Source organism: Streptomyces sp. NPDC048111, assembly GCF_043202815.1.
In the GTDB taxonomy this organism is placed as follows: Bacteria; Actinomycetota; Actinomycetes; order Streptomycetales; family Streptomycetaceae; genus Streptomyces.
This window is the reverse complement of sequence record NZ_JBIDBD010000044.1, coordinates 20,436-40,636: the sequence shown is the minus strand read 5'-3', so window position 1 is coordinate 40,636 and position 20,201 is coordinate 20,436. Positions and strand designations below refer to the sequence as shown.

13 protein-coding genes, 5 tRNA genes, 1 pseudogene and 1 riboswitch are annotated in these 20,201 nt (G+C 72.4%); of the genes and pseudogenes, 15 read left to right on the top strand and 4 right to left on the bottom strand.

Annotated features, from left to right (window positions below; all coding sequences use genetic code 11):
• Positions 1 to 426: 426 nt before the first annotated feature.
• The 3 genes from ACGF3I_RS33615 to ACGF3I_RS33605 all read right to left on the bottom strand — a co-directional run bounded on the left by ACGF3I_RS33615 (position 427) and on the right by ACGF3I_RS33605 (position 712).
• Positions 427 to 500 (bottom strand) — tRNA-Phe (locus tag ACGF3I_RS33615).
• A 26-nt stretch (positions 501 to 526) separates the two neighbouring features.
• Positions 527 to 601, bottom strand: a tRNA-Asp gene (locus tag ACGF3I_RS33610).
• A gap of 38 nt (positions 602 to 639) precedes the next feature.
• A tRNA-Glu gene (locus ACGF3I_RS33605) sits at positions 640 to 712 on the bottom strand.
• Between the two features lie 441 nt (positions 713 to 1,153).
• Here ACGF3I_RS33605 and ACGF3I_RS33600 point away from each other — a divergent pair.
• The 15 genes and pseudogenes from ACGF3I_RS33600 to ACGF3I_RS33530 all read left to right on the top strand — a co-directional run bounded on the left by ACGF3I_RS33600 (position 1,154) and on the right by ACGF3I_RS33530 (position 18,717).
• Positions 1,154 to 1,504 carry a metallopeptidase family protein gene (locus ACGF3I_RS33600; RefSeq protein WP_393138820.1) on the top strand — a complete coding sequence of 117 codons (351 nt, stop codon included), beginning with the start codon at positions 1,154 to 1,156 and terminating at the stop codon, positions 1,502 to 1,504.
• Between the two features lie 252 nt (positions 1,505 to 1,756).
• Positions 1,757 to 2,305, top strand: coding sequence for a hypothetical protein (locus tag ACGF3I_RS33595; protein ID WP_393138818.1), 549 nt, complete (start codon positions 1,757 to 1,759; stop codon positions 2,303 to 2,305).
• 198 nt (positions 2,306 to 2,503) lie between these two features.
• On the top strand, positions 2,504 to 4,738 hold the full coding sequence (locus ACGF3I_RS33590; protein WP_393138816.1) for a DEAD/DEAH box helicase: 2,235 nt from the start codon (positions 2,504 to 2,506) through the stop codon (positions 4,736 to 4,738).
• A gap of 341 nt (positions 4,739 to 5,079) precedes the next feature.
• Entirely contained in the window at positions 5,080 to 8,118 is a 3,039-nt protein-coding gene (locus ACGF3I_RS33585) for an FG-GAP-like repeat-containing protein (RefSeq protein WP_393138814.1), read from the top strand.
• A 90-nt stretch (positions 8,119 to 8,208) separates the two neighbouring features.
• Positions 8,209 to 9,711 carry an amino acid permease gene (locus ACGF3I_RS33580; RefSeq protein ID WP_393138812.1) on the top strand — a complete coding sequence of 501 codons (1,503 nt, stop codon included), beginning with the start codon at positions 8,209 to 8,211 and terminating at the stop codon, positions 9,709 to 9,711.
• A gap of 189 nt (positions 9,712 to 9,900) precedes the next feature.
• Positions 9,901 to 9,973 (top strand) — tRNA-Lys (locus tag ACGF3I_RS33575).
• Between the two features lie 146 nt (positions 9,974 to 10,119).
• Positions 10,120 to 10,410, top strand: a complete 291-nt coding sequence (locus ACGF3I_RS33570; RefSeq protein ID WP_393138809.1) for a ribosomal protein L7/L12 — start codon at positions 10,120 to 10,122, stop codon at positions 10,408 to 10,410.
• 33 nt (positions 10,411 to 10,443) lie between these two features.
• Positions 10,444 to 10,820, top strand: a pseudogene (locus tag ACGF3I_RS33565) (transcriptional regulator); the annotation flags it as partial.
• A 318-nt stretch (positions 10,821 to 11,138) separates the two neighbouring features.
• Positions 11,139 to 11,948: a hypothetical protein gene (locus ACGF3I_RS33560; protein WP_393138806.1), complete on the top strand. Its 810-nt coding sequence runs from the start codon at positions 11,139 to 11,141 to the stop codon at positions 11,946 to 11,948.
• 22 nt (positions 11,949 to 11,970) lie between these two features.
• Positions 11,971 to 12,408: an NUDIX hydrolase gene (locus ACGF3I_RS33555; RefSeq protein ID WP_393138804.1), complete on the top strand. Its 438-nt coding sequence runs from the start codon at positions 11,971 to 11,973 to the stop codon at positions 12,406 to 12,408.
• A gap of 485 nt (positions 12,409 to 12,893) precedes the next feature.
• Positions 12,894 to 14,168 (top strand): hypothetical protein, encoded by a 1,275-nt coding sequence (locus ACGF3I_RS33550; protein WP_393138802.1) that lies wholly within the window; start codon positions 12,894 to 12,896, stop codon positions 14,166 to 14,168.
• A gap of 147 nt (positions 14,169 to 14,315) precedes the next feature.
• Positions 14,316 to 14,389 (top strand) — tRNA-Met (locus ACGF3I_RS33545).
• Positions 14,390 to 14,499: 110 nt separating this feature from the next.
• On the top strand, positions 14,500 to 15,300 hold the full coding sequence (locus ACGF3I_RS33540) for a MerR family transcriptional regulator (protein WP_393138800.1): 801 nt from the start codon (positions 14,500 to 14,502) through the stop codon (positions 15,298 to 15,300).
• 774 nt (positions 15,301 to 16,074) lie between these two features.
• Complete coding sequence (locus tag ACGF3I_RS33535) at positions 16,075 to 17,196, top strand: PP2C family protein-serine/threonine phosphatase (RefSeq protein ID WP_393138798.1); 1,122 nt, start codon at positions 16,075 to 16,077, stop codon at positions 17,194 to 17,196.
• Positions 17,197 to 17,466: 270 nt separating this feature from the next.
• A riboswitch (cyclic di-AMP (ydaO/yuaA leader) is annotated at positions 17,467 to 17,638 on the top strand.
• An 11-nt stretch (positions 17,639 to 17,649) separates the two neighbouring features.
• Positions 17,650 to 18,717, top strand: a complete 1,068-nt coding sequence (locus ACGF3I_RS33530; RefSeq protein ID WP_393138796.1) for a M23 family metallopeptidase — start codon at positions 17,650 to 17,652, stop codon at positions 18,715 to 18,717.
• Positions 18,718 to 18,781: 64 nt separating this feature from the next.
• On the opposite strand, the gene ACGF3I_RS33525 is transcribed toward ACGF3I_RS33530, so the two are convergent.
• A complete protein-coding gene (locus tag ACGF3I_RS33525) occupies positions 18,782 to 20,128 on the bottom strand; it encodes a PrsW family intramembrane metalloprotease (RefSeq protein ID WP_393138827.1) in 1,347 nt (448 codons plus the stop codon).
• Positions 20,129 to 20,201: the final 73 nt, after the last annotated feature.

Sequence of the window (20,201 nt, the reverse complement as noted above, 5' to 3'; positions counted from 1 at the left end):
GCGCCTGAACGGCGCTCGTCCTCAAACGCCGGACGGGCTGAGGATGCGCATGCTGGCCGGCACCGGTGCGGTTAGGGGCGCGGGGAACTGCGCGAGTAGCGACCACGGTCCGCAGCTGACCGGGGGTTGGGGGCGCGGGGAACTGCGCGAGAAGCGACCGCGGTCCGCAGACGGCCGAGGGGTTGAGGGGCGCGGGGAACTGCGCACACCCCGGGTGCCCCCAGCACCGCCAGGGGCGCGGGGAACTGCGCGATCAGCCACGTACCGGGCGAGGACGAAAAGCAGGGTGCGGGCCCCGGCCCCCGAAGACCGGTCAGCGCCAGGGTGCTCCGGGGGCTGCGGGCAGCCGCGTCCGGTGCCAGTGCCAGGGAGGCTGAGGGCCCGGGAATGACGAAAGCCCCGCCGAGTGGGCGGGGCTTTCCGGGGTGGCTGGGGCCGGGGTCGAACCGGCGACCTATCGCTTTTCAGGCGATCGCTCGTACCAACTGAGCTACCCAGCCACGTAGCTCACCGAAGTGAACTACAGCGGTCCTGACGGGATTTGAACCCGCGGCCTCCACCTTGACAGGGTGGCGAGCACTCCAAACTGCTCCACAGGACCAAGCTTGCGCGAGAACAAGTCTCGCACAGGATTGTGCGTGCCCCCAACGGGATTCGAACCCGTGCTACCGCCTTGAAAGGGCGGCGTCCTGGGCCACTAGACGATGAGGGCTAATTGGCCCGCCTGGGCGCTTCGCAGCGCGTCGGGGACGTGAGAAGCATATGGGATGCGGGGAGGTATCGCCAAAACGGTTTCCCGCGAGGTCCGCCCGGGCTCGCCCGAGGCCCGGGAGACGGCGGCGACCAGGCCTGCCCGGGGCCGCCCGGGGTCGGGAATGGGGCGCCTGCCCCGGCCCCGCCAGGTCCGCCCGGTGCACCCGGGGCCACGGAGGCAGCGGCCGGACCTTCGCCCCCGGGGCACCCCGGGCCGGAAAGGTGACGGCCCGCCTCTGCCCTGGTGAGGCCCGGGCCGCCCAGGGGCATCTCGCCCCGGGTCCGGAGGCGGCCCGTGGCGCGACCCCCGCAGGGCCGCGGCGGGCCCGCCCCCGGGCGGTGGGCGGCGAGGCCGAGCGCGGTCGTGCCCGTATGCCGGTGCGTGACCCACAATGGCCGGGTGCTGGAGATGACGCGCGAGGAGTTCGAGGAACTGGTCGGCGAGGCGCTCGACCGGATCCCGCCCGAGCTGACCCGCCTGATGGACAACGTCGCGGTGTTCGTCGAGGACGAGCCGGCCCCCGACGACCCCGAGCTGCTCGGCCTCTACGAGGGAACCCCGCTCACCGACCGCGGCGAGTGGTACGCCGGGGTGCTGCCCGACCGGATCACCATCTACCGGGGGCCCACGCTGCGGATGTGCGGGACGCGTGAAGAGGTGGTCGCCGAGACGGAAGTGACGGTGGTTCACGAGATCGCCCACCACTTCGGCATCGACGACGAACGCCTCCACGCCCTCGGCTACGGCTGAGCGAACCGGTCCGTACGCCTTCGCAGAGACGGAGCCGGAGGTGTAGGGGTGCCGGGCGGGGGCGAAGGCGGGCGGAGGGGTACCGAGCTCCCGGGGCCGGCGGCTCTGCTCGGCGGGCGCGCGCAGCCCCCGCCTTGATCGCGCTCGGACGGATGTCGGGCGCAAGCCGGGTGCGGCCCGGGCGTGTCCCCGGTGGGGGGCCGGGAGTTGGAACCGGTGACCCCGCCGCTTCCCGTCCCCGGAGGTGCCCCCGTGCGCCAGTTGACCACCCCCGCCCGCCTGGCCGAGCTGGCCGTGACCGTCGTGGTGCTCGCGGCGTCGGCGGGCTGCATGAGCGTGAGTGAGGACGCGGGCAGGCCGAAGCCCTCGGTGTCCGCGGGGCAGCACGGTGGGACGGCCACATCCGACGAGGGCAAGGGCGGCCCGGGCGAGGGCCGGGAGCGGACCGGCAAGCGGGACCCGAAGGCACCGGGCGGCGCGTCCGGGACGCCGAGCGCCGGCGGGTCGCCGGGTGCGTCCGGCAGCGCCGCGCCCTCGGCCGGTGCCCACCCCAAGCCGGGCGGGCCCGGTCCGGCCAAGCCGACGCCCGGCGGCCCCTCGCACCCGGCGCCGTCGGCCAGCCAGTCGGTGCCGGTGCCGCCGCCCGTCTCGCCGCCCCCGCCGCCGGCGTCCCCGACCCCGCCGCCCCCGGCCTCCCCGTCGACCACTCCCGGAGCCGATACGCACACCAGCGCGCTGCGTCGCAATCAGGCGCCGATCGATCAGGAGCCCACCGCATCTCCGCAGGTCGGACCGGTTTAGGGGGAAGCGATTTGCCTTAGGGGGGTGGGGGTGCGTATGGTAGTAGATCGTTTGATCCCATTGCCCGGCGCCGACACAGAAGAGCGCCGTGTGGCGCGTACTCCCCCTAGCCGTGGCTGACCGCATTGAGGCGGTCGAATTGCGAATTCACGGAGTTGACGGGCGCGTGCCGAGACTCCGGAAGGTTTCGCATTTCGCATGTCCATTTCCAGCACTGATCACTCCGTCCTGCCCGAGAACGAGAACAACGACTCCATCGAGACCCGTGAGAACGACGTCGTCGAGGCCGTAGCGGCTTCCGAGGTCATCGAGGTCGTCGAGTCCGAGGCGGACGAGAACACCGAGCCCACCGTCACCTTCGCGGACCTCGGTCTGCCCGAGGGCGTCGTGCGCAAGCTCGCGCAGAACGGTGTGACCACCCCCTTCCCGATCCAGGCCGCGACCATCCCGGACGCCCTGGCCGGCAAGGACATCCTCGGCCGTGGCCGCACCGGCTCCGGCAAGACCCTCTCCTTCGGTCTGCCCACCCTGGCCACCCTGGCCGGCGGGCACACCGAGAAGAAGAAGCCCCGCGCGATCATCCTCACGCCGACGCGTGAGCTCGCGATGCAGGTCGCGGACGCCCTCCAGCCGTACGGCGACGTGCTCGGCCTGAAGATGAAGGTCGTCTGCGGCGGCACCTCGATGAGCAACCAGATCTACGCCCTGGAGCGCGGCGTCGACGTCCTCGTCGCCACCCCGGGCCGTCTGCGCGACCTCATCAACCGCGGCGCCTGCTCGCTCGCCAACGTCCAGGTCGCCGTCCTCGACGAGGCCGACCAGATGTCCGACCTGGGCTTCCTGCCCGAGGTCACCGAGCTGCTCGACCAGATCCCCGGCGGCGGCCAGCGGATGCTCTTCTCCGCCACGATGGAGAACGAGATCTCCACCCTGGTCAAGCGCTACCTGACGAACCCCGTCACGCACGAGGTCGACAGCGCGCAGGGCAACGTCTCGACGATGACGCACCACGTCCTCGTCGTGAAGCCGAAGGACAAGGCGCCGGTCACCGCCGCCATCGCCGCCCGCAAGGGCCGCACCATCATCTTCGTCCGTACCCAGCTGGGCGCGGACCGCATCGCCGAGCAGCTGTGCGAGTCGGGCGTGAAGGCCGACGCGCTGCACGGCGGCATGACGCAGGGCGCCCGCACCCGCGTCCTTGAGGACTTCAAGAAGGGCTACGTCAACGCCCTGGTCGCCACCGACGTCGCCGCCCGCGGCATCCACGTCGACGGCATCGACCTGGTCCTCAACGTGGACCCGGCCGGCGACCACAAGGACTACCTGCACCGCTCGGGCCGTACCGCCCGTGCCGGCAAGTCCGGTGTCGTCGTCTCGCTCTCGCTGCCGCACCAGCGCCGCCAGATCTTCCGGCTGATGGAGGACGCGGGCGTCGACGCCTCGCGCCACCTCATCCAGAGCGCCGGCGCGTTCGACCCGGAGGTCGCCGAGATCACCGGCGCCCGTTCGCTGACCGAGGTCCAGGCCGACTCCGCGAACAACTCGGCCAAGCAGGCCGAGCGCGAGGTCGCCGACCTCACCAAGGAGCTGGAGCGCCTGACCCGTCGGGCCGGTGAGCTCCGCGAGGAGGCCGACCGCCTGGTGGCCCGCGCCGCCCGCGAGCGCGGCGAGGACCCGGAGGCCGCGGTCGCCGAGATCGCCGCCGAGGCCGAGGCCGAGGTCGCGGCTGCCGCCGCTGCCGCTGCCGTGCCGGTCCAGGAGCCCCGCGAGGACCGCGGCTTCCAGCGCCGTGACGACCGTGGCAACTTCGAGCGCCGCGACAACCGTGACAGCCGCGACAACCGTGGTGGCGACCGTGGTGGCTTCCGCCGCGACGACCGTCCCTCCGGTGGGTTCCGCCGCGACGACCGTCCGTCCGGTGGGTTCCGCCGTGACGACCGTCCCTCGGGCGGGTTCCGTCGTGACGACCGTCCCTCGGGTGGCTTCAACCGTGACGACCGCGGTGGCGACCGTGGTGGCTTCCGCCGCGACGACCGTCCCTCCGGTGGGTTCCGCCGTGACGACCGTCCGTCCGGTGGGTTCCGTCGCGACGACCGCCCCTCGGGTGGCTTCAACCGTGACGACCGCGGTGGCGACCGTGGTGGCTTCCGCCGCGACGACCGTCCCTCCGGTGGCTTCAACCGTGACGACCGCGGTGGCGAGCGCGGCTTCGGCCGTGACCGTCGTGACGACCGTCCCTCGGGCGGCTTCAACCGCGGTGGCAGCGACCGTCCGTTCAACCGTGACCGTCGTGACGACCGTCCCTCCGGCGGCGGCTTCCGCTCCGGCCACGACCGCCCCCAGGGCCGCCGTGACGACCACCGCGGCACCGGCACCAACACCGGTTCCTTCGGCCGCCGCGACGACAAGCCCCGCTGGAAGCGCAACGGCTGAGCCTGCTTCCTGACGGCCACCGCGTAGGCCTCTGCCTGACGGCTTCTGCCTGACGGCTCGGCAGGGCCCGTACGACACCGGATCGGTGTGGTGCGGGCCCTGTTGGCGTTCCGGGAGGTGTACGGCCGCGGCGGCAGTTGAACAGGTTCGAATGCGCCCGCGGCTTCCCGCGGAGCGACTGTTACAGTCGGCGCGAACTTTGCGCACGGGGGCAGGCCGGGGGGCTTCCGCTTCACACTGAGCAGGCACCGCTTCCGGGTGCCGTGCTCCCCCGTGCGCCGATGAGGGCGGGGCCCCGAGGGGCCGCTGGGGAGGAACCGGGTTTGAGACGTCATGTGGGGATGCGGAGCGCAATAGCGGTCGTCATGGCCGCGGGGATCGGGGCGGGGCTCCTGCCGCTGACGGCGGGGGTGGCGTACGCCGCCCCGGCGCCGGGAGCGGCGTATGTCGGCGCCGCACCGGGAGAGCTGACGATCCCGGCCGTCACCGAGCCCGACCCCAACGCGGGTGTCCTGGTCGGCGGCGGTGCGACGGGTTATCTCTGGGGAAGAGCGTGGGACGGCTACAACTGGACCTCGTACGCCGATGGTTCCGTTCGGCCGGTGCCCGTCCCGGACGGCCTGCGGACGGCGGAAGCGACGGGAGGGGACACGATCGTGTTCCGGGACGCCGCTGCGCGGAAGGTCGTCCAGCGGAATATGGCGGACGGCACGGAGCGAACCATCACGCTCCCTCAGGGGCAAGCGTTCGTCGCCGGGTTCGGTGATGCCGTACTGACGTACGCGGGCCGCTCCGCGCTGCACCTGCTGACCTGGGAGGACGGCCGTGTTCAGGACCGTGCGGTGACCGGCCTCCCCGCCGACGCCATCGGCTCCTTGAGTATGGCCGACGCCAAGAACGGGCAGGGGGTGCTTGTCCTTACGGAGGGGCCCCAGGCCGGTGGTGATACGCGGGCCACGTTCTGGGTCGACCGCTCGGGCAGGGCCCGGCCGACCGGAGTCCCGTTCGTCAGCAACACTCCGATGAGCGGCAGTAGGTTCGCCTCGTGGTCACACCAGGAGGATGACGTCGTTCAGATATGGGACGCCGCGGCCGATCTGACCAAGCCGGTCAATGAGGTGAAGGTGGCCCGGTCCGATGCGGTGTTGATGGGTGTGGTGGGAGACAGCCTGCTATTCTCCGCGACCGTCGCTGCGGATGACACGGGTCTTTTCGCGATGCCGTTGACCGGCGGCCCTGAACGGCTGGTCTTCGACCAGGTCGAGGTCGGGGAACCGGCGTTCACGCCGGATGGCGGCATGTTGATCGCGCGGAACGACGCCCCCGCCGGCCGCCGCGTGGTCGAGGTGCGGCAGGCCGGTGACGGAGCGCTCACCGTGCGGGACACCGCCCCGGCCCCGCAGCTCCGCACGGCGGTCAACGGGCTCTCCCTCGCACAGGGACGACTGACCACCGCCGAACAGAGGCTGTGGAACGGCTCGCGGCTGCGAGGCATCGACCTGGCGGTCAGTGGACCGGTCAAGGCCGGTCAGCCAGTGGACCTGGGGGCCGGCTCCGACTTCTTCAGCCACTGCGACACGGTGGAGTGCGCAGCCCTTCAGGCCACGGGCGACGGCAGGCTCGCCTTCGAGGGTAGGAACGGAACGGTTGTGGGCGTCCTCGCGGAGGGGGAGCCGCTGCGGTCTGCGACATTGATCCCGATCAAGGCCTACCAGCAGCCCGACTCGCCGTTCGAGGCATCCGGCCGGTACGGGGTCGTCCGGCTCACGGGACAGCCTTGGCCCATCACGGTCGTCGACCTCGACACATCGCAGCCGGTCTACACGGGCAGGCCCGACACGGAGCTCGCCAGGCCGGCGTACGCCCTGGCCGGCTCCACCCTCTGGGCCGAAACCACGACCGGCTCCGCCGAAGCCGTCGACGTCCGCACCGGCAAGACCCTCGCCACCGCCAAGGTGAGCGACTGCGACCTCACCTCCCTCCAGGCCAACGGCACCAACCTCCTCTGGGAGTGCGGGAGTTCGGCCTCCGGGGTGTACGACACCGCCACCCGGCGCAGCACCGCGCTGCCCGCGCACCAGAGCGCCCGGCTCGGTGACGGGTACGTGGCCTGGCAGCAGGGCGGTGTGCTCAGCGTCACCGACGTGCGCGGCGCCTCGGGCACGCGGGTGCTCGGTACGCCCAAGCGGGGCGAGCCCGGCAAGGGCTGGGCCGTGGACCGGTTCGGCGGCCCGGTCGCCTACACCGACGCCGAGGACGCCGTGCACATCGTGCCGACCGGCGTCCCGACTTCCGCGCTCGGTGTCCTCGACACGGACGCGCCCGGCCGTGTCGACGTCAACTCCGGCTCCTGGAAGCCGCGTTGGTGGCTCAACAAGCCCGCGGCGTCCTGGCAGCTCACGCTGAAGGACGGGACGGGCGCGACCGTGCGCACCCTCAGCGGCGGTGAGGCCCGCGGCCTGGTGCGGCCCGAGTGGGACGGCAAGGCGGACGGCGGCCGGTACGCCGTCAACGGCTCCTACGCCTGGACGCTGACCGTGACCCCGGCCGACGGCCAGGGCGAGGCCCTGACCCGGACCGGGACGGTCGGCCTCACCGGCGGTCTGCCCGTGGCGCGGGACTACGTCGGGACGGGCGGCCCCGACGGCCGCGCCGACATCCTCGCGCTGACCCCCTCCGGCCGCTTCGACCTGCGCACCGGCCCCGGCCTCGCCGGCGTCACGCGCAGCGGCGAGGGCTGGACGGGCGCGAACGCGCTCACCGCCGCGATCCCGTACCGGGACGTGAACGGCGACCGCTGCAACGACGTCCTGGTGCGGACGGCCGAGGGCGAGCTGCGGGTGTACACGCCCGGCTGCGGGGCCCCGCTGACGCCGTCGACGCCGTACAAGAGCCTGGGTCGCGGCTGGAACGCGTACGACTCCCTGGTCTCGCCGGGCGATGTCGACGGCGACGGCCGCGCCGATCTGGTGGCCCGCACGTCCGGGGGCGACCTGTACGTCTACGCCGACAACGGCGCCCTGGGCTTCAAGGCCCCCGTCAAGGCCGGCTGGGGCTGGGGCGGGCTCCTGGTGGTGGGCGCGGGCGACCTGACCGGGGACGGCAGGGGCGACGTGCTGGCGCGCGACGCGTCCGGCGTGCTGTGGACGTACCCCGGCAACGGCCGGGGCGGCTTCGGCGACCGGATCCGGCTCGGCGCCGGCTGGGGCGGCTTCGACGCCCTGGTGGGCGCGGGCGACCTCGACGGCGACGGCAGGACCGATCTGCTGGCCCGCGAGGAGAGCGGGATGCTGTGGCTCTACCCGGGTGCGGGCAACGGCGCGTTCGGCGAGCGCAAGCAGCTCGGCGGCGGCTGGAATGCGTACAAGTCCCTGTATTAGCAGGCGAGTTGGGCCCGCCGTCCGCGGGGCCGACGCATCCGACGCCGACTGATGGCATGTCGTGCTCCCGGTGCGGGCATCACCGGGGGCATGACACATGACGTCGGCACCACCAGCGGGGGAAGACCGGGGTCGGACGAGGAACGCCTGGCGCAGCTCGGCTACAAGCAGGTCCTGGCGCGCCGCATGTCCGCGTTCTCCAACTACGCCGTCTCGTTCACGATCATCTCGGTGCTCTCGGGCTGCATGACGATGTACGCGTACGGCATGAAGACCGGCGGCCCCGCCCTCATCACCTGGGGCTGGGTGGGCGTCGGTCTGATGACCCTGGTCGTCGGTCTTGCGATGGCCGAGATCTGCTCGGCCTACCCGACGTCGGCCGGCCTCTACTTCTGGGCGCACCGCCTGGCCCCGCCGCGCAGCGCCGCCGCCTGGGCCTGGTTCACGGGCTGGTTCAACGTGCTGGGCCAGATCGCGGTGACGGCCGGTGTGGACTTCGGCGCGGCGTCGTTCCTCGGGGCGTACCTGAACCTCCAGTTCGGCCTCCATGTCACCCCGGCCCGCACGATCCTGCTGTTCGCGGCGATCCTGCTGCTGCACGGCCTCCTGAACACCTTCGGCGTGCGCATCGTCGCCCTCCTCAACAGCGTGAGCGTGTGGTGGCACGTGCTCGGGGTGGCGGCGATCGTGGCGGCCCTCGCGCTGGTGCCCGACCACCACCGCTCGACCTCGTTCGTCCTCACCGACTTCGTGAACGGGACCGGCTTCACCAACAGCGCGTACGTCGTGCTGATCGGCCTCCTGATGGCCCAGTACACGTTCACCGGATACGACGCCTCCGCGCACATGACCGAGGAGACCCACGACGCCTCGACGGCCGGCCCGCGCGGCATCGTCCGCTCGATCTGGACGTCCTGGATCGCCGGCTTCGTCCTCCTGCTCGGCTTCACGTACGCGATCGGCTCCTACGACGCCCAGCTCAACTCGGACACCGGCGCGCCCCCCGCCCAGATCCTCCTGGACTCCCTCGGCGCGACCGGCGGCAAGCTCCTGCTGCTGGTCGTGATCGGCGCCCAGCTCTTCTGCGGCATGGCCTCCGTGACCGCCAACTCCCGTATGATCTACGCCTTTTCGCGGGACGGGGCCCTGCCGTTCTCCCGCCTGTGGCACACCGTGAGCCCGCGCACCCGCACCCCGGTTGCGGCGGTCTGGCTCGCCGCCGGCGCGGCGCTCGTCCTCGGCCTGCCCTACCTCATCAACGTCACGGCGTACGCGGCCGTGACCTCGATCGCGGTGATCGGCCTCTACATCGCCTACGTGATCCCGACCCTGCTGCGCCTGTTCCGCGGCGACGCCTTCGCGCGGGGCCCCTGGCACCTGGGCCGCTGGTCGCGCCCGATCGGCGTCGTGGCGGTGGCCTGGGTGGCGGTCATCACTGTCCTGTTCATGCTGCCGCAGGTCTCCCCGGTGACCTGGGAGACCTTCAACTACGCCCCGATCGCGGTCCTGGCGGTCCTGGGCTTCGCGACGGTGTGGTGGGTGGCGTCGGCGCGGCGGTGGTTTCTGCGGGGGGCGGGGGAGTCGGGGGAGTGAGGTTCGGGGAAGCCGGGGGAGTGGGGTCCGGGGCCGGCCCGCGAACGGCCCCGCCCGGCCCGAATCGCCCTGCTCTGCCCCGGTCCGCACGGGCGCCGGGGCCCTTGGCCCGACCCGCGACGGGCCCGACAACCGATACCCGATCGGCTGCCGGGCGACGTCCGGCTATGCTCGGGGGTGACTCGCCAAGGGCCATTAGCTCAATTGGCAGAGCAGCGGACTTTTAATCCGTTGGTTGTCGGTTCGAGTCCGACATGGCCTACCGCTCGATCGGCCCCTGACCTGTGACTCCATGTACGGGTCGGGGGCCGATTCGCGTTGCAGGATCGATTGCTGGCCCGCTGCTGGCCCAAGCGAAAGTGATCATGGTCGGCGAGGGGTTGTGGTGTCACCACGACAGGGAGGGCGATGGAAGCCGGGTACTTCGAGCTGATCTGTGACGAGCCCCCGTACTCAGTCGTGCTCACCGCCACGGGGCCGCGCGTGCCGGATGTCTTGCGGGCGCTGCGCCTGCTGACCGGACTCAGCCTGTGGCGCGGCAAGGAGCTCACTCGCCGCCTGCCGGCGACGATCTTCGGCGACGTGCCCCGCGAGACGGCCGACGCGGCGGTGGCCGTGCTGCTCGCCGCCGGGGCAGACGCCGAGAGCAGAGAAGGCCCGCCTCGACAGCTCGCCGTGCCACGAGCGCCGAGCGCGTGAGCACAGCAGGCCCGCGACTGCTTGGGGGTTGTGATGTTGGAGGAAGCCGAGGAGATCGGCCGGCGCGTCCGTCGTGCCAGGCTCCGGCTGGGGATGCCGCAGGCTGACCTCGCCACTGCGCTCGGTAAGACGCAGGGCTGGGTGTCCAAGAACGCGGGCTCATCGAGCTCGATCGCGTCGGCCTGCTCAACCTGATTGCGTCCGAGCTGCACGTTCACCCCAACGACCTGATCGGCCGTCCGTACACCAGCAGTCCGGCCGAGAATCAGTGGCAGGTGTCCGCCAGCTCCATCCTGCGCGAGCTGCTGCGCGAGGCCCGCGCCCTGGCCGAGGTCTCCGCCGGGCACGAGCGCGAAGAGGCGTACGCGATCTACGCGGTTGCCTGCTTCCTGCTGCACACCAAGGCGTATCAGGACTGCTGCGAGCGAATGCTCGGGAAGTTCGTCCACCACCAGCCGGGCTTCCTCGACAGGGAGGAGCACGGAGGCGGCAAGGCGCTGCGCGCCCGCACGGTGGATGCCATCGCCTCGGCCGGGTTCGTGGTCGACATGGACTTCTGGCCCGACCTGGACATCGCCGACTGCTCGCAGTGCCATGCGAACTGCCACAACAGCCCCAAGCACAACGCTGCTCGGCTGGTCTGACAGCCCGCTGTGCCGGCCCCCGACCTGTGCCACGCTGTGGCCGAGCCGGGGGTCGGCTTCTGTTCCGTACGAGGAGAGACGCGGGTGGATCGCACGCCATGGCAGGAGCTTCCGCCCGCAGCACGGCGCGCGGTCGAGGCGCACTCAGGCACAGTCGAGGTGGCCGAGAGCGCCGACAAAGGCGTGATGTCACACCTGGCCTGCACCCTGCATACCGCCTCGGGGCCCGTGTTCGTCAAGGGCACCCGCGCTGATGACGTCTCGGCATGGGTGTACCGGACCGAAGCACGCGTGACCGAGCGTGCGCCCCTCGCCCCTCGGCTGCTGTGGCAGGCCGAGGCAGGCGGGTGGCTGCTCATGGGGTACGAGTATGTGCCCGGACGTCACCCAGATCTCGCTCCCGGGTCTACTGACCTCGCGCCACTGATCGACGCGCTCGACGTCATGTCGGCGGCGGCCTGGCCCGGAGACGTCGGTAAGAAGCCGCTCCCAGTGCGGTGGGGCGCACTCATCCCGGACGGCAGAGCACACGACCTCGACGGCCAGACCCTTGTGCACACCGACATGTCGCCGCTCAACATGCTGGCCACCCCCGACGGATTCCGAATCGTCGACTGGGCCCTCGCCTGCCCCGGCCCCGACTGGGCCGACACCGCATTCACCGTGCCGCGCCTCATCCACGCCGGCCACACCCCGGAGCAGGCCGAGGCCCTTGCTCGCCGAGTGCCGGTGTACGGGAACGCGTCGACGGATGCGGTGAGCACCTTTGCGCACGCGCTGCTCGCTGTGTGGGAGAGCCGAGAGAAAGCCGATCCACTCCCGCACCGGGGTGCCCTGATCACTGCTGCACGGGCTTGGGCGAACCACCGTGCATTGACAGCGACTTGGCTCTAGGACCCCACTACGCTCGCCGGGCATGAGCGACGAACGCACCCGCCCGGCCCGCGACGCCTCCGTGGTCGTGGCGCGGGACGAGGACGGCCAAGTGGCCGTCCTGGCAGCTGACTTCCCGCGCCACGGCGGTGAGTACCTGTTCTTGCCGGGCGGGCGCCGGGAGGACGGCGAGACCCCGGAGGCGTGCGCGCGGCGCGAGCTGCGCGAGGAAGCCGGCATCACTGCGGACCACTGGCGCCCTCTCGGGTCGTGCGCCATCACTCTGGACTCGACAGCCCGTATTCACCTCTACGAGGCCCACGGGCTGACCCTGGGTCCTCAACAGCTCACCCCGACAGAAGAGGACTTCAAGCTGTCGTGGTGGCCCATGCCGGACGCCATCCGAGCTGCTGTGGAAGGCCGCTTCCTTCTGCCTGCTGGGCCGCTCGCCCTTTTGCTTGCAGATCGTGCCACGGGCTGAATCCGTAGCCTCCTTCGAGCACACCGGCAGGGGACTGCTCCCAGTCCCGCCGTTACCGAACCTCGCTCACGCATCGCGGTGCGCCTTTCACCGAACGCCGTTCCTCAGCGTCAGAACAGATCGAGGGGCGCTCTCGCCACGGCGGGGACCTGCCCCGGACCGCGCCACCTGGCAACCCCTTCCCCGTCACCGGAAGGCCGCTCCGGGCAGGATTCGCTGTTGCGTGGCCGTGACAGTCCGATGATCGTTCCGGGTCAGGTCCTGGCGGAGGATAAGGGCATCGCAGCGGCCCGGGGGGAAGCAGGAAACCGGCGAAGCGGCGACATCTCGCAGTACCGGTTCTTCCGCATCACGCACCACCCGGCCGCAGCGGCGCTCTGCCGCGACGGGCCGCTCTCAGCACCTTTCCCGCATCGCTCTGCTCTGTCCTTCTCGCCGCCTGCCTCACGCAGAACGCCCTTGTGATTCCTTGGGGGGAGTCCACCATGTCCGCTCGCACCGCCCACCACCTCTTCCGTCCCGCCGCCACCGCCGTTGTCGTCGCCGCCGTCGCCGGTACCGTCCTGATGCCGATGTCCGCGCAGGCTGCCCCGTCCGACGACAGCGGTCGCCCGCTGGTCCTGGAGATGGGGACCCCGGCGCCCAACGGCCCGCTGACCCGGGGCGGGGCCGCCGAGACGTTCGAGCTGACGGTGCACAACCCCACGGCGACGGCGCAGGCCTTCCACCCCTGGATGCTCGGCGACGCGGTCGGCGCGAGCCCGCTGCAGAACGACGACGTCACCTTCAAGGTCGAGGCCGTGGACGCGCCGGCCACGAAGTCCTTCGTGGGGCACCAGGACGGCGGCTGGCAGGGCGTGTTCTACCCGTCGGCCAAGGACGCGAGCGCCGGCTTCGACGTCCCGGCGAACGGCAAGCTCAGCTGGAAGGTCACCATCGGCCTCGGCGCCGGATACCCCACCAACGACGGCGACTTCAAGCTCACGGCCACCAGCATCAGCGGTGAGGTCGCGGCGAACCACCAGGCCTCGCACACCTTCAAGGCCGACCCGCAGATCAAGGCGGGCCACCTCAAGACCTGGTTCGTGAAGACCGCGGACTCCTCCATGGACCGCCCGGGCGAGCGCCAGCACCTGGAGCTGAAGTACCAGGCCACCGGCGACGGGGTCTTCGCCGGCCCGCTCACCACCCAGCTCCAGCTCTCGTTCGACGACGCCAAGGTGCACAACACCTTCTTCGCGCAGGCCCTGATCGACGGCCGCTGGCAGGAGCTGAAGCTCACCGACAACGGCGTCCGGCTGCCGGTCATCCCGAAGGGCTTCGGCGCCGCCTCCGGCGTGCACACCCTGCCGCTGCGCATCAGCGTGGCCCAGCAGCCCGCGATCAAGAAGCTCACCCCGGTCACGGTCGAGGCCCGTGTCGGCCTCGCCTCGGGCAACACCTACCCGTTCGAGACGGCCAAGCTGCAGTTCGGCATGCGCACCAAGGACGAGGCGACCGTCCCGGCCGGCAAGCCGTCCGCCAAGCCCACCGGCACGCCGACCGGCACGCCCTCCGCCAAGCCCGTGACGGCCGCCGCCGCCGTGCCCGTCACGGCCGGCAACGCCAACCTCACCACCACCTCGGCCACCGGCAGCCTCGCCCACACCGGCGCCGATTCCCGCACCGGCCTCTACGCGGGCATCGCCGGCGCCCTGGTCGCGATCGGTGCCGCGGTCGCCCTGCTCGGCGCCCGCCGCCGCCGCGGCTCGGCCATGTGATCGTCCCCATCTGCTCCTCCTCGCGGGGTCCGGCGTCAACTGCCGGGCCCCGCAAGGGCGTTGAGGCCTCGGTCTCGCGGTGGACCGTCGCCCACCGGTAAATGGTTCGGAGCACCCCCGCGCATGGCGTACAGTTGTGTTTACCGACGCGGGGTGGAGCAGCTCGGTAGCTCGCTGGGCTCATAACCCAGAGGTCGCAGGTTCAAATCCTGTCCCCGCTACTGAACGAAGAGGCCCGGCACTTGTTTCAAGTGCCGGGCCTCTTCGCGTTCCCTCCGGCCCTCCGCCGCGCCTTGACCTTTACGCAACGTCAAGATCTAGCGTGCTCGCTGTGAACGGCAAGGAGTGGTCGATCCAGGAGATCGCCAGGAAGGCCGGGACGACGAGCCGCACCCTGAGGCACTACGGGAACCTCGGCCTGCTCGCCCCGAGCCGCATCGGAAGCAACGGATACCGCTACTACGACCAGGACGCCCTGGTCCGCCTCCAGCGGATCCTGCTGCTGCGGGAGCTGGGGCTCTCGCTGCCCGTGATCGGCGAGCTCCTGGAGGGCGAACGCGATCCGGCGGCCGCCCTGCGGACCCATCTGCGCCTGCTGGAGCAGGAGCGCGAGCGCATCGCGCGGCAGATCGCCTCCGTGCGGACCACCCTGCACAAGACCGAGAGGGGAGAGGAGCTCATGGCCGAGGAAGTGTTCGACGGCTTCGACCACACGCGGTACGAGGAGGAGGTGAGCCGGCGCTGGGGGCGGGATGCCTACGAGAAGGGCGACCGCTGGTGGCGCTCGCTCACCGCGCAGCAGCGCGACGGGTTCCTGAAGCAGCACGAGGACATCGCCCGGGACTGGGGCCGCGCACGGCAGTCCGGCGCCGCCCCCGACGGCGAGGTGGCGCAGGACATCGCGCGGCGCCATGTGGCGTGGCTGTCCACCACGACGAGCGTCAGCAGGTCGTACGTCGTCGGGATCGGGCAGATGTACGTGGACGACCCGCGCTTCGGCGCCCATTACGACCGGCACGGCGAGGGCACCGCCCCCTTCGTGCGGGACGCCCTGACCGTGTACGCGGAGCGTCACCTCGCGGAGGGGGGTGGTGGGGAGGGGGCGGAGGGCGGGCCTGTTCGCGAGGGGTAGTCTCGCGCTCACTATGAGTGAGTGGGTGGTGCGGGCGGGAGGCCTGTTGGTTCTGCGGGTCCTGCGGGTTCTCCCGGTGCGCGGGCTCGTGTGGGTTCTGCGGGTTCTGCGGGTGCGCGGGCTCGTGTGGGTTCTGCGGGTCTTGCGGGCGTGCGGGCGTGTGTGGGTCCTGGGGACGCGGGTTCGGGTGCGGGTGCGGGTTCGGGTTCGGGGTAGCGCGGGGCGGCGGTGGACGGGGCCGGGGCTGGCCCTCTGCGTGCTCGGGCTCGGGGTCGGGGTCGGGCTCGGCGGGTGCCGGGAGGCGGCGCCGGGACTGCCGGCCGCGGGTGCCCCGGTGGTCGAGTCCGCGTCCCCCGGCCATGGGTGCCGGCTGAACCGGGGCGGCTGGGTCGAGCTGCCCTGCGTCCCCGAACGCGCCGCGAACCACCACCACCCCCGGGGAAGCTGTAGCCGGGGACGCCCGGGACCCCATCGCTGCCGCCGCCATTGACGACCGGGCGGGCCGAGCCGCGCCTCCCGGGGTCACCGACCGGGCGGGCCGAGCCGCCTCCCGGGACCGGGGCCGGGCCGCCTCCCGGGACCCGGGCCGAGCCGCTCCCCGGCCCCGGGCCGGGCCACCCCGTCCGGCCGGCGAATCGCCCTGGGCGCACGGGCACCGGCCCCCGGGCCGGGCTCACCCCGTCCAGCCCGCCATAACCCCAGCCCCCCCGGCCGGGACCACCTGCTTGGACGTGCCGAGTCGCCTCTGGGGCCGGGAGGGGCCAGGCTGGATGGGTGCGGCAGCGAGCAGAGGGCGAGAGGCGCCTGGTACGGGCGCTACCCGTACTGCTCGTCCTCGTGGGCTTCGCCTTCGACGCCCTGAGCCCGCCCGAGCTGACCGCCGCCGCCCTGTTCGCGGGCGCCCCGGTCGCCGCGGCCCCGTTCTACTCGGAGCGCGGCACCGCCGCCGTCGGGCTCGGCTCGGTGAGCGCCGTCGTGGCGCTCTGGTTCATACACGACCTCCCCAACCTCGGCGAAGGCGCGAGCGAGCTGTTCACCGTGCTGACGGTGGGCGCGCTCGCCCTCGTCATCAACCGCATCCTGCGCCGCAGCGGCGAGCAGCTCGCCTCGGCGCGGGTCATCGCGGAGACCGCGCAGCGCGCCGTGCTGCCCACGCCCGCCTCCCGCATCGGCGGTCTGCACGTGGCCGCGCGGTACGAGGCGGCGCAGGCGGACGCGTTCATCGGGGGCGACCTGTTCGCGGTGCAGGACACCCCGTACGGCGTCCGGCTCATCGTCGGTGACGTACGCGGCAAGGGGCTTCAGGCGGTGGAGGCGGTGGCCGTGGTGATCGGCGCGTTCCGGGAGGCCGCCGAGCAGGAGTCGTCCCTGGAGGCGGTGACCGGGCGGCTGGAGCGGGCGCTGGCCCGCGAGGGCACCCGGCGCGACCGGCTGGACGCGGTCGAGGGCTTCACCACGGCGCTGCTCGCCGAGATCCCCCGCGGCGAGGGCACCATGCGCCTGGTGAACCGGGGCCACCCCGAGCCGTTCCTGCTGCACCCGGACGGTTCGCTCGACGCGCTCGTGCCGAGCGAGCCCGCGTTGCCGCTGGGCATGGCCGACCTCGGGGTGTGGCCGGACCGGGCGGACGAGTGCCCGTTCCCGCCCGGGTCGACGCTGCTGCTCTACACCGACGGCCTGTCCGAGGCGCGCGACCGTGCGGGTGTCTTCTACGACCCGGCCGCCCGGCTGCGCGGCGCGATCTTCCCCGGCCCGGACGAGGTCCTGGACGCGCTCGTGGACGACGTACGCCGCTACACGGGCGGCGGTTCGAGCGACGACATGGCGCTGCTCGCGGTGGCCCGGCCGACGGAGCGCCAGCCCGACCGGCGGCGGACGGTCAGGATCGTGAAGTGAGGGGCCGTCCCTGCGCGGACGGCCGCCGGGACCGTCACGGTGGGTGTCCGAAGGGTCTCCCTGCGCATAACAATTGACACACCGTCAGAAGTGGCAGGCCTCGGGGTCGCGCCCAAGGGGGCGTCAACTCGCCCGAATTGCCCCGGAGGTGAGTGCTACGTCCTGGCCGGAACCGTTAACGATCAGTGGGAACGGCTTGGAATCCACGGCAGGTGTCTATTAACGTTCGATAACGCAGCGCGGTCGTCCCAGCCGCCGCCAAGGCGGCACCGCGCGCCTGCGCCGAATCCCCTTCGGGGAACCGGGGACCCACCAAACCAGGGTGAATCGGACGTCCGTCATGGGCGCCCGTAGGAGACCTTCCTGCTCCGAACCCTCCCCCTTGGCCTTGCGGGCCAGGAGGCCCCACCCGCTAACCCGGCAGGCGAGAAGGAAGGAAAGGAGCGCCCTCCCGTGGCGTCCAACGAGCCTGCTCTCGACACCCCCCTCCCTCCTGTCTCCCTGTACGGGGACGCGCCCGGCGAGCACGAGAGCTGGGAGGAGTGGGACCCGACCGAGGAATCGGTGCGCCCCGTCCGCGGCCGGCACAGAGTGGCGAGACAGCGCGGCGGGCTCGCCCGCAGTTCCACCGTGCTCGGGGTGGGCGTCATCGCGGCGGTGGGCGCGGGCGGCATGGCCACCGCGCAGCCCAAGCCGCCGGTCTCCATATCCCTGCCGGACGCCATCAGCGAGAACCTGCCCGACCTCGGGTCGCTGCCCGGCGTCGGCGCGCTCGTCGCGCACGACGCGCACGATGCGTCCGGCGGCCACGCCCCCGAGGCCGCTGCCGCGCCGCTCACCGCGATGGGGCTGTCCGGTGGTGACGCCGAGCAGGGTGCCACCGACGCGGGGGAGGCGCTGCGCGCGCGCATCCTGCAGCAGGCCGAGCAGCAGAAGGCCGGTGCCGCCGCCGAAGCGAAGGCGGCGGCCCAGCAGGCGGCGGCGCAGCGGGCGGCCGAGGAGGCCAAGGCCCGGCAGGGCGCCGCCGAGGCCAAGGCGGCTGCCGAGAAGAAGGCGGCGGAGGCGGCCGAGGCCGCTGCGGCCAAGAAGGCGGAGGAGGAGCGCCTCGCCAAGCTCGCGGCGAGCTACTCGCTGCCGGTCGGCTCGTACACGCTCACCTCGACGTTCGGCGAGGCCGGCTCGATGTGGTCCTCCGGCCACCACACCGGTCTCGACTTCGCCGCGCCGACCGGGACACCGCTGAAGGCGATCCACGCCGGGACCGTCAAGTCGGCCGGGTGGGCGGGGGCGTACGGGTACCGCACGGTCATCCAGCTCGATGACGGGAGCGAGCTCTGGTACTGCCATCAGTCGTCGCTCGCGGTGAGTGTGGGGCAGCGGGTGGGGACGGGGGACGTCATCGGGCGGGTGGGGGCGACGGGGAATGTGACCGGGCCACATCTGCACCTGGAGGTGCATGTGCCGTCCGGTACGGGGGTGGACCCGATGGCCTGGCTCCAGTCCAAGGGTCTGAACCCCTGAGACCGGTGCGGACGCGGGCACCCGGCGCCGTTCCCCGGTGCCGCTGACCCCGCCGGGGGCCGGTTCAGCCGAGGTACGGGTTGTACGGGCCGGGCCGGCCGTACGGTGCGGGGTGCGGATGCGGGTGCGGGTGCTGGTGCGGGGCGTACTGGGCGTGCTGGGTGTAGGGGTGCGGCGGGCCCGGGTGCGGGGGTGGCCACATGCGGCCCGTGGCCCCGGCCGCGTACAGCAGCGCCGGGGCTGCGACGGGCTTGCGCTCCCACAGATGGTGGAGCAGCTCCTGCTCGCGGGCCGCGAAGTCCGGGCCGGGCCCGGTGGCTCCCGGGCTGCGGTACGCCCCGTGCCGCAGGAAGGCGAGCGCCGTCGCGAACGCCTCGTACTCGGCGACCGCCCGCGCCGCGGCCTTTCCGCCGAAGCGGTGTCGCGCGAAGTCGCGGGCCGTCGCGCGGGCCCGCATCGAGGACAGCGCGAACGGCTCGGCCGGGCCCAGCCAGCCGGCCGCCGCGTACGCGGGCAGCTCGGCGGCGACCGTCCGCAGCTCGCGCTGCCGGCTCCAGATGGCGAGCCAGGTGAGCAGCCCGAACACCGGCACCATGAACCCGCCGTACACGATGTAGAAGCCGTACGCCCCGAACAGCGTTGAGCTGTTCCACAGGGCGTGCATGCCCATCGCGCACACCAGGCCGACCAGCGGGAGCACGACCCGGCGCAGCTTCCTGCCGGGCGGGGCGAGCGCGGCGAAGCCGAAGCCTATGCCGGTCATCACGGTGAACAGCGGGTGCGCGAACGGGGACATGACGACCCGTACGAAGAAGGTGGCCGCGGTGGTCGAGGCGAGGCCGCCGCTGTGGCTCGCCTGGTCCTCGCCGAACGCGTTGCCCAGGTAGAGGATGTTCTCGGTGAAGGCGAAGCCGGTCGCGGTGATGCCGGCGAGGACGACTCCGTCCACGATGCCCTTGAAGTCCCGTCTGCGGAACAGGAACAGCAGCAGCACGGCCGCCGCCTTCGCGCTCTCCTCGACGATCGGGGCTATCACGCTCGCGCCCAGGTGATCGGCCGACGACGGGTCGGCGGTGGCGGTGGCTATCCAGCGCGTCGCGAACGAGTTGGCGATGATGGCGACCAGGGCGGCGGCGCACGCGCCCCAGGCCAGCGCGAAGAAGAGGTTGCGCCAGGGCCCCGGATCGACCCGGTCGAGCCAGCGGAACGCGGCGCCGAGCAGCGGCACCGGGAGCACCGCGAGCCCGAGGCCCACCAAGAACCCCTCGGTGCCGGTCTGTTCGCGTACGAGCGCGAGGATGACCAGGCCGCACAGGGCGAGCAGGGTGATCAGCGCGCCGGCCCGGAACGCCTTGGTACGCCAGAAGCCGCGGCGCGGGCGGTAGCGCCAGGTCGCCCGGTCCGGCGGCATGGCGTCGAAGCGGGGCTCGTCCGCGTACGCCGGGACGGGCCGGGACGGAAGACCCGGCCCGGCCTGCTGGGGC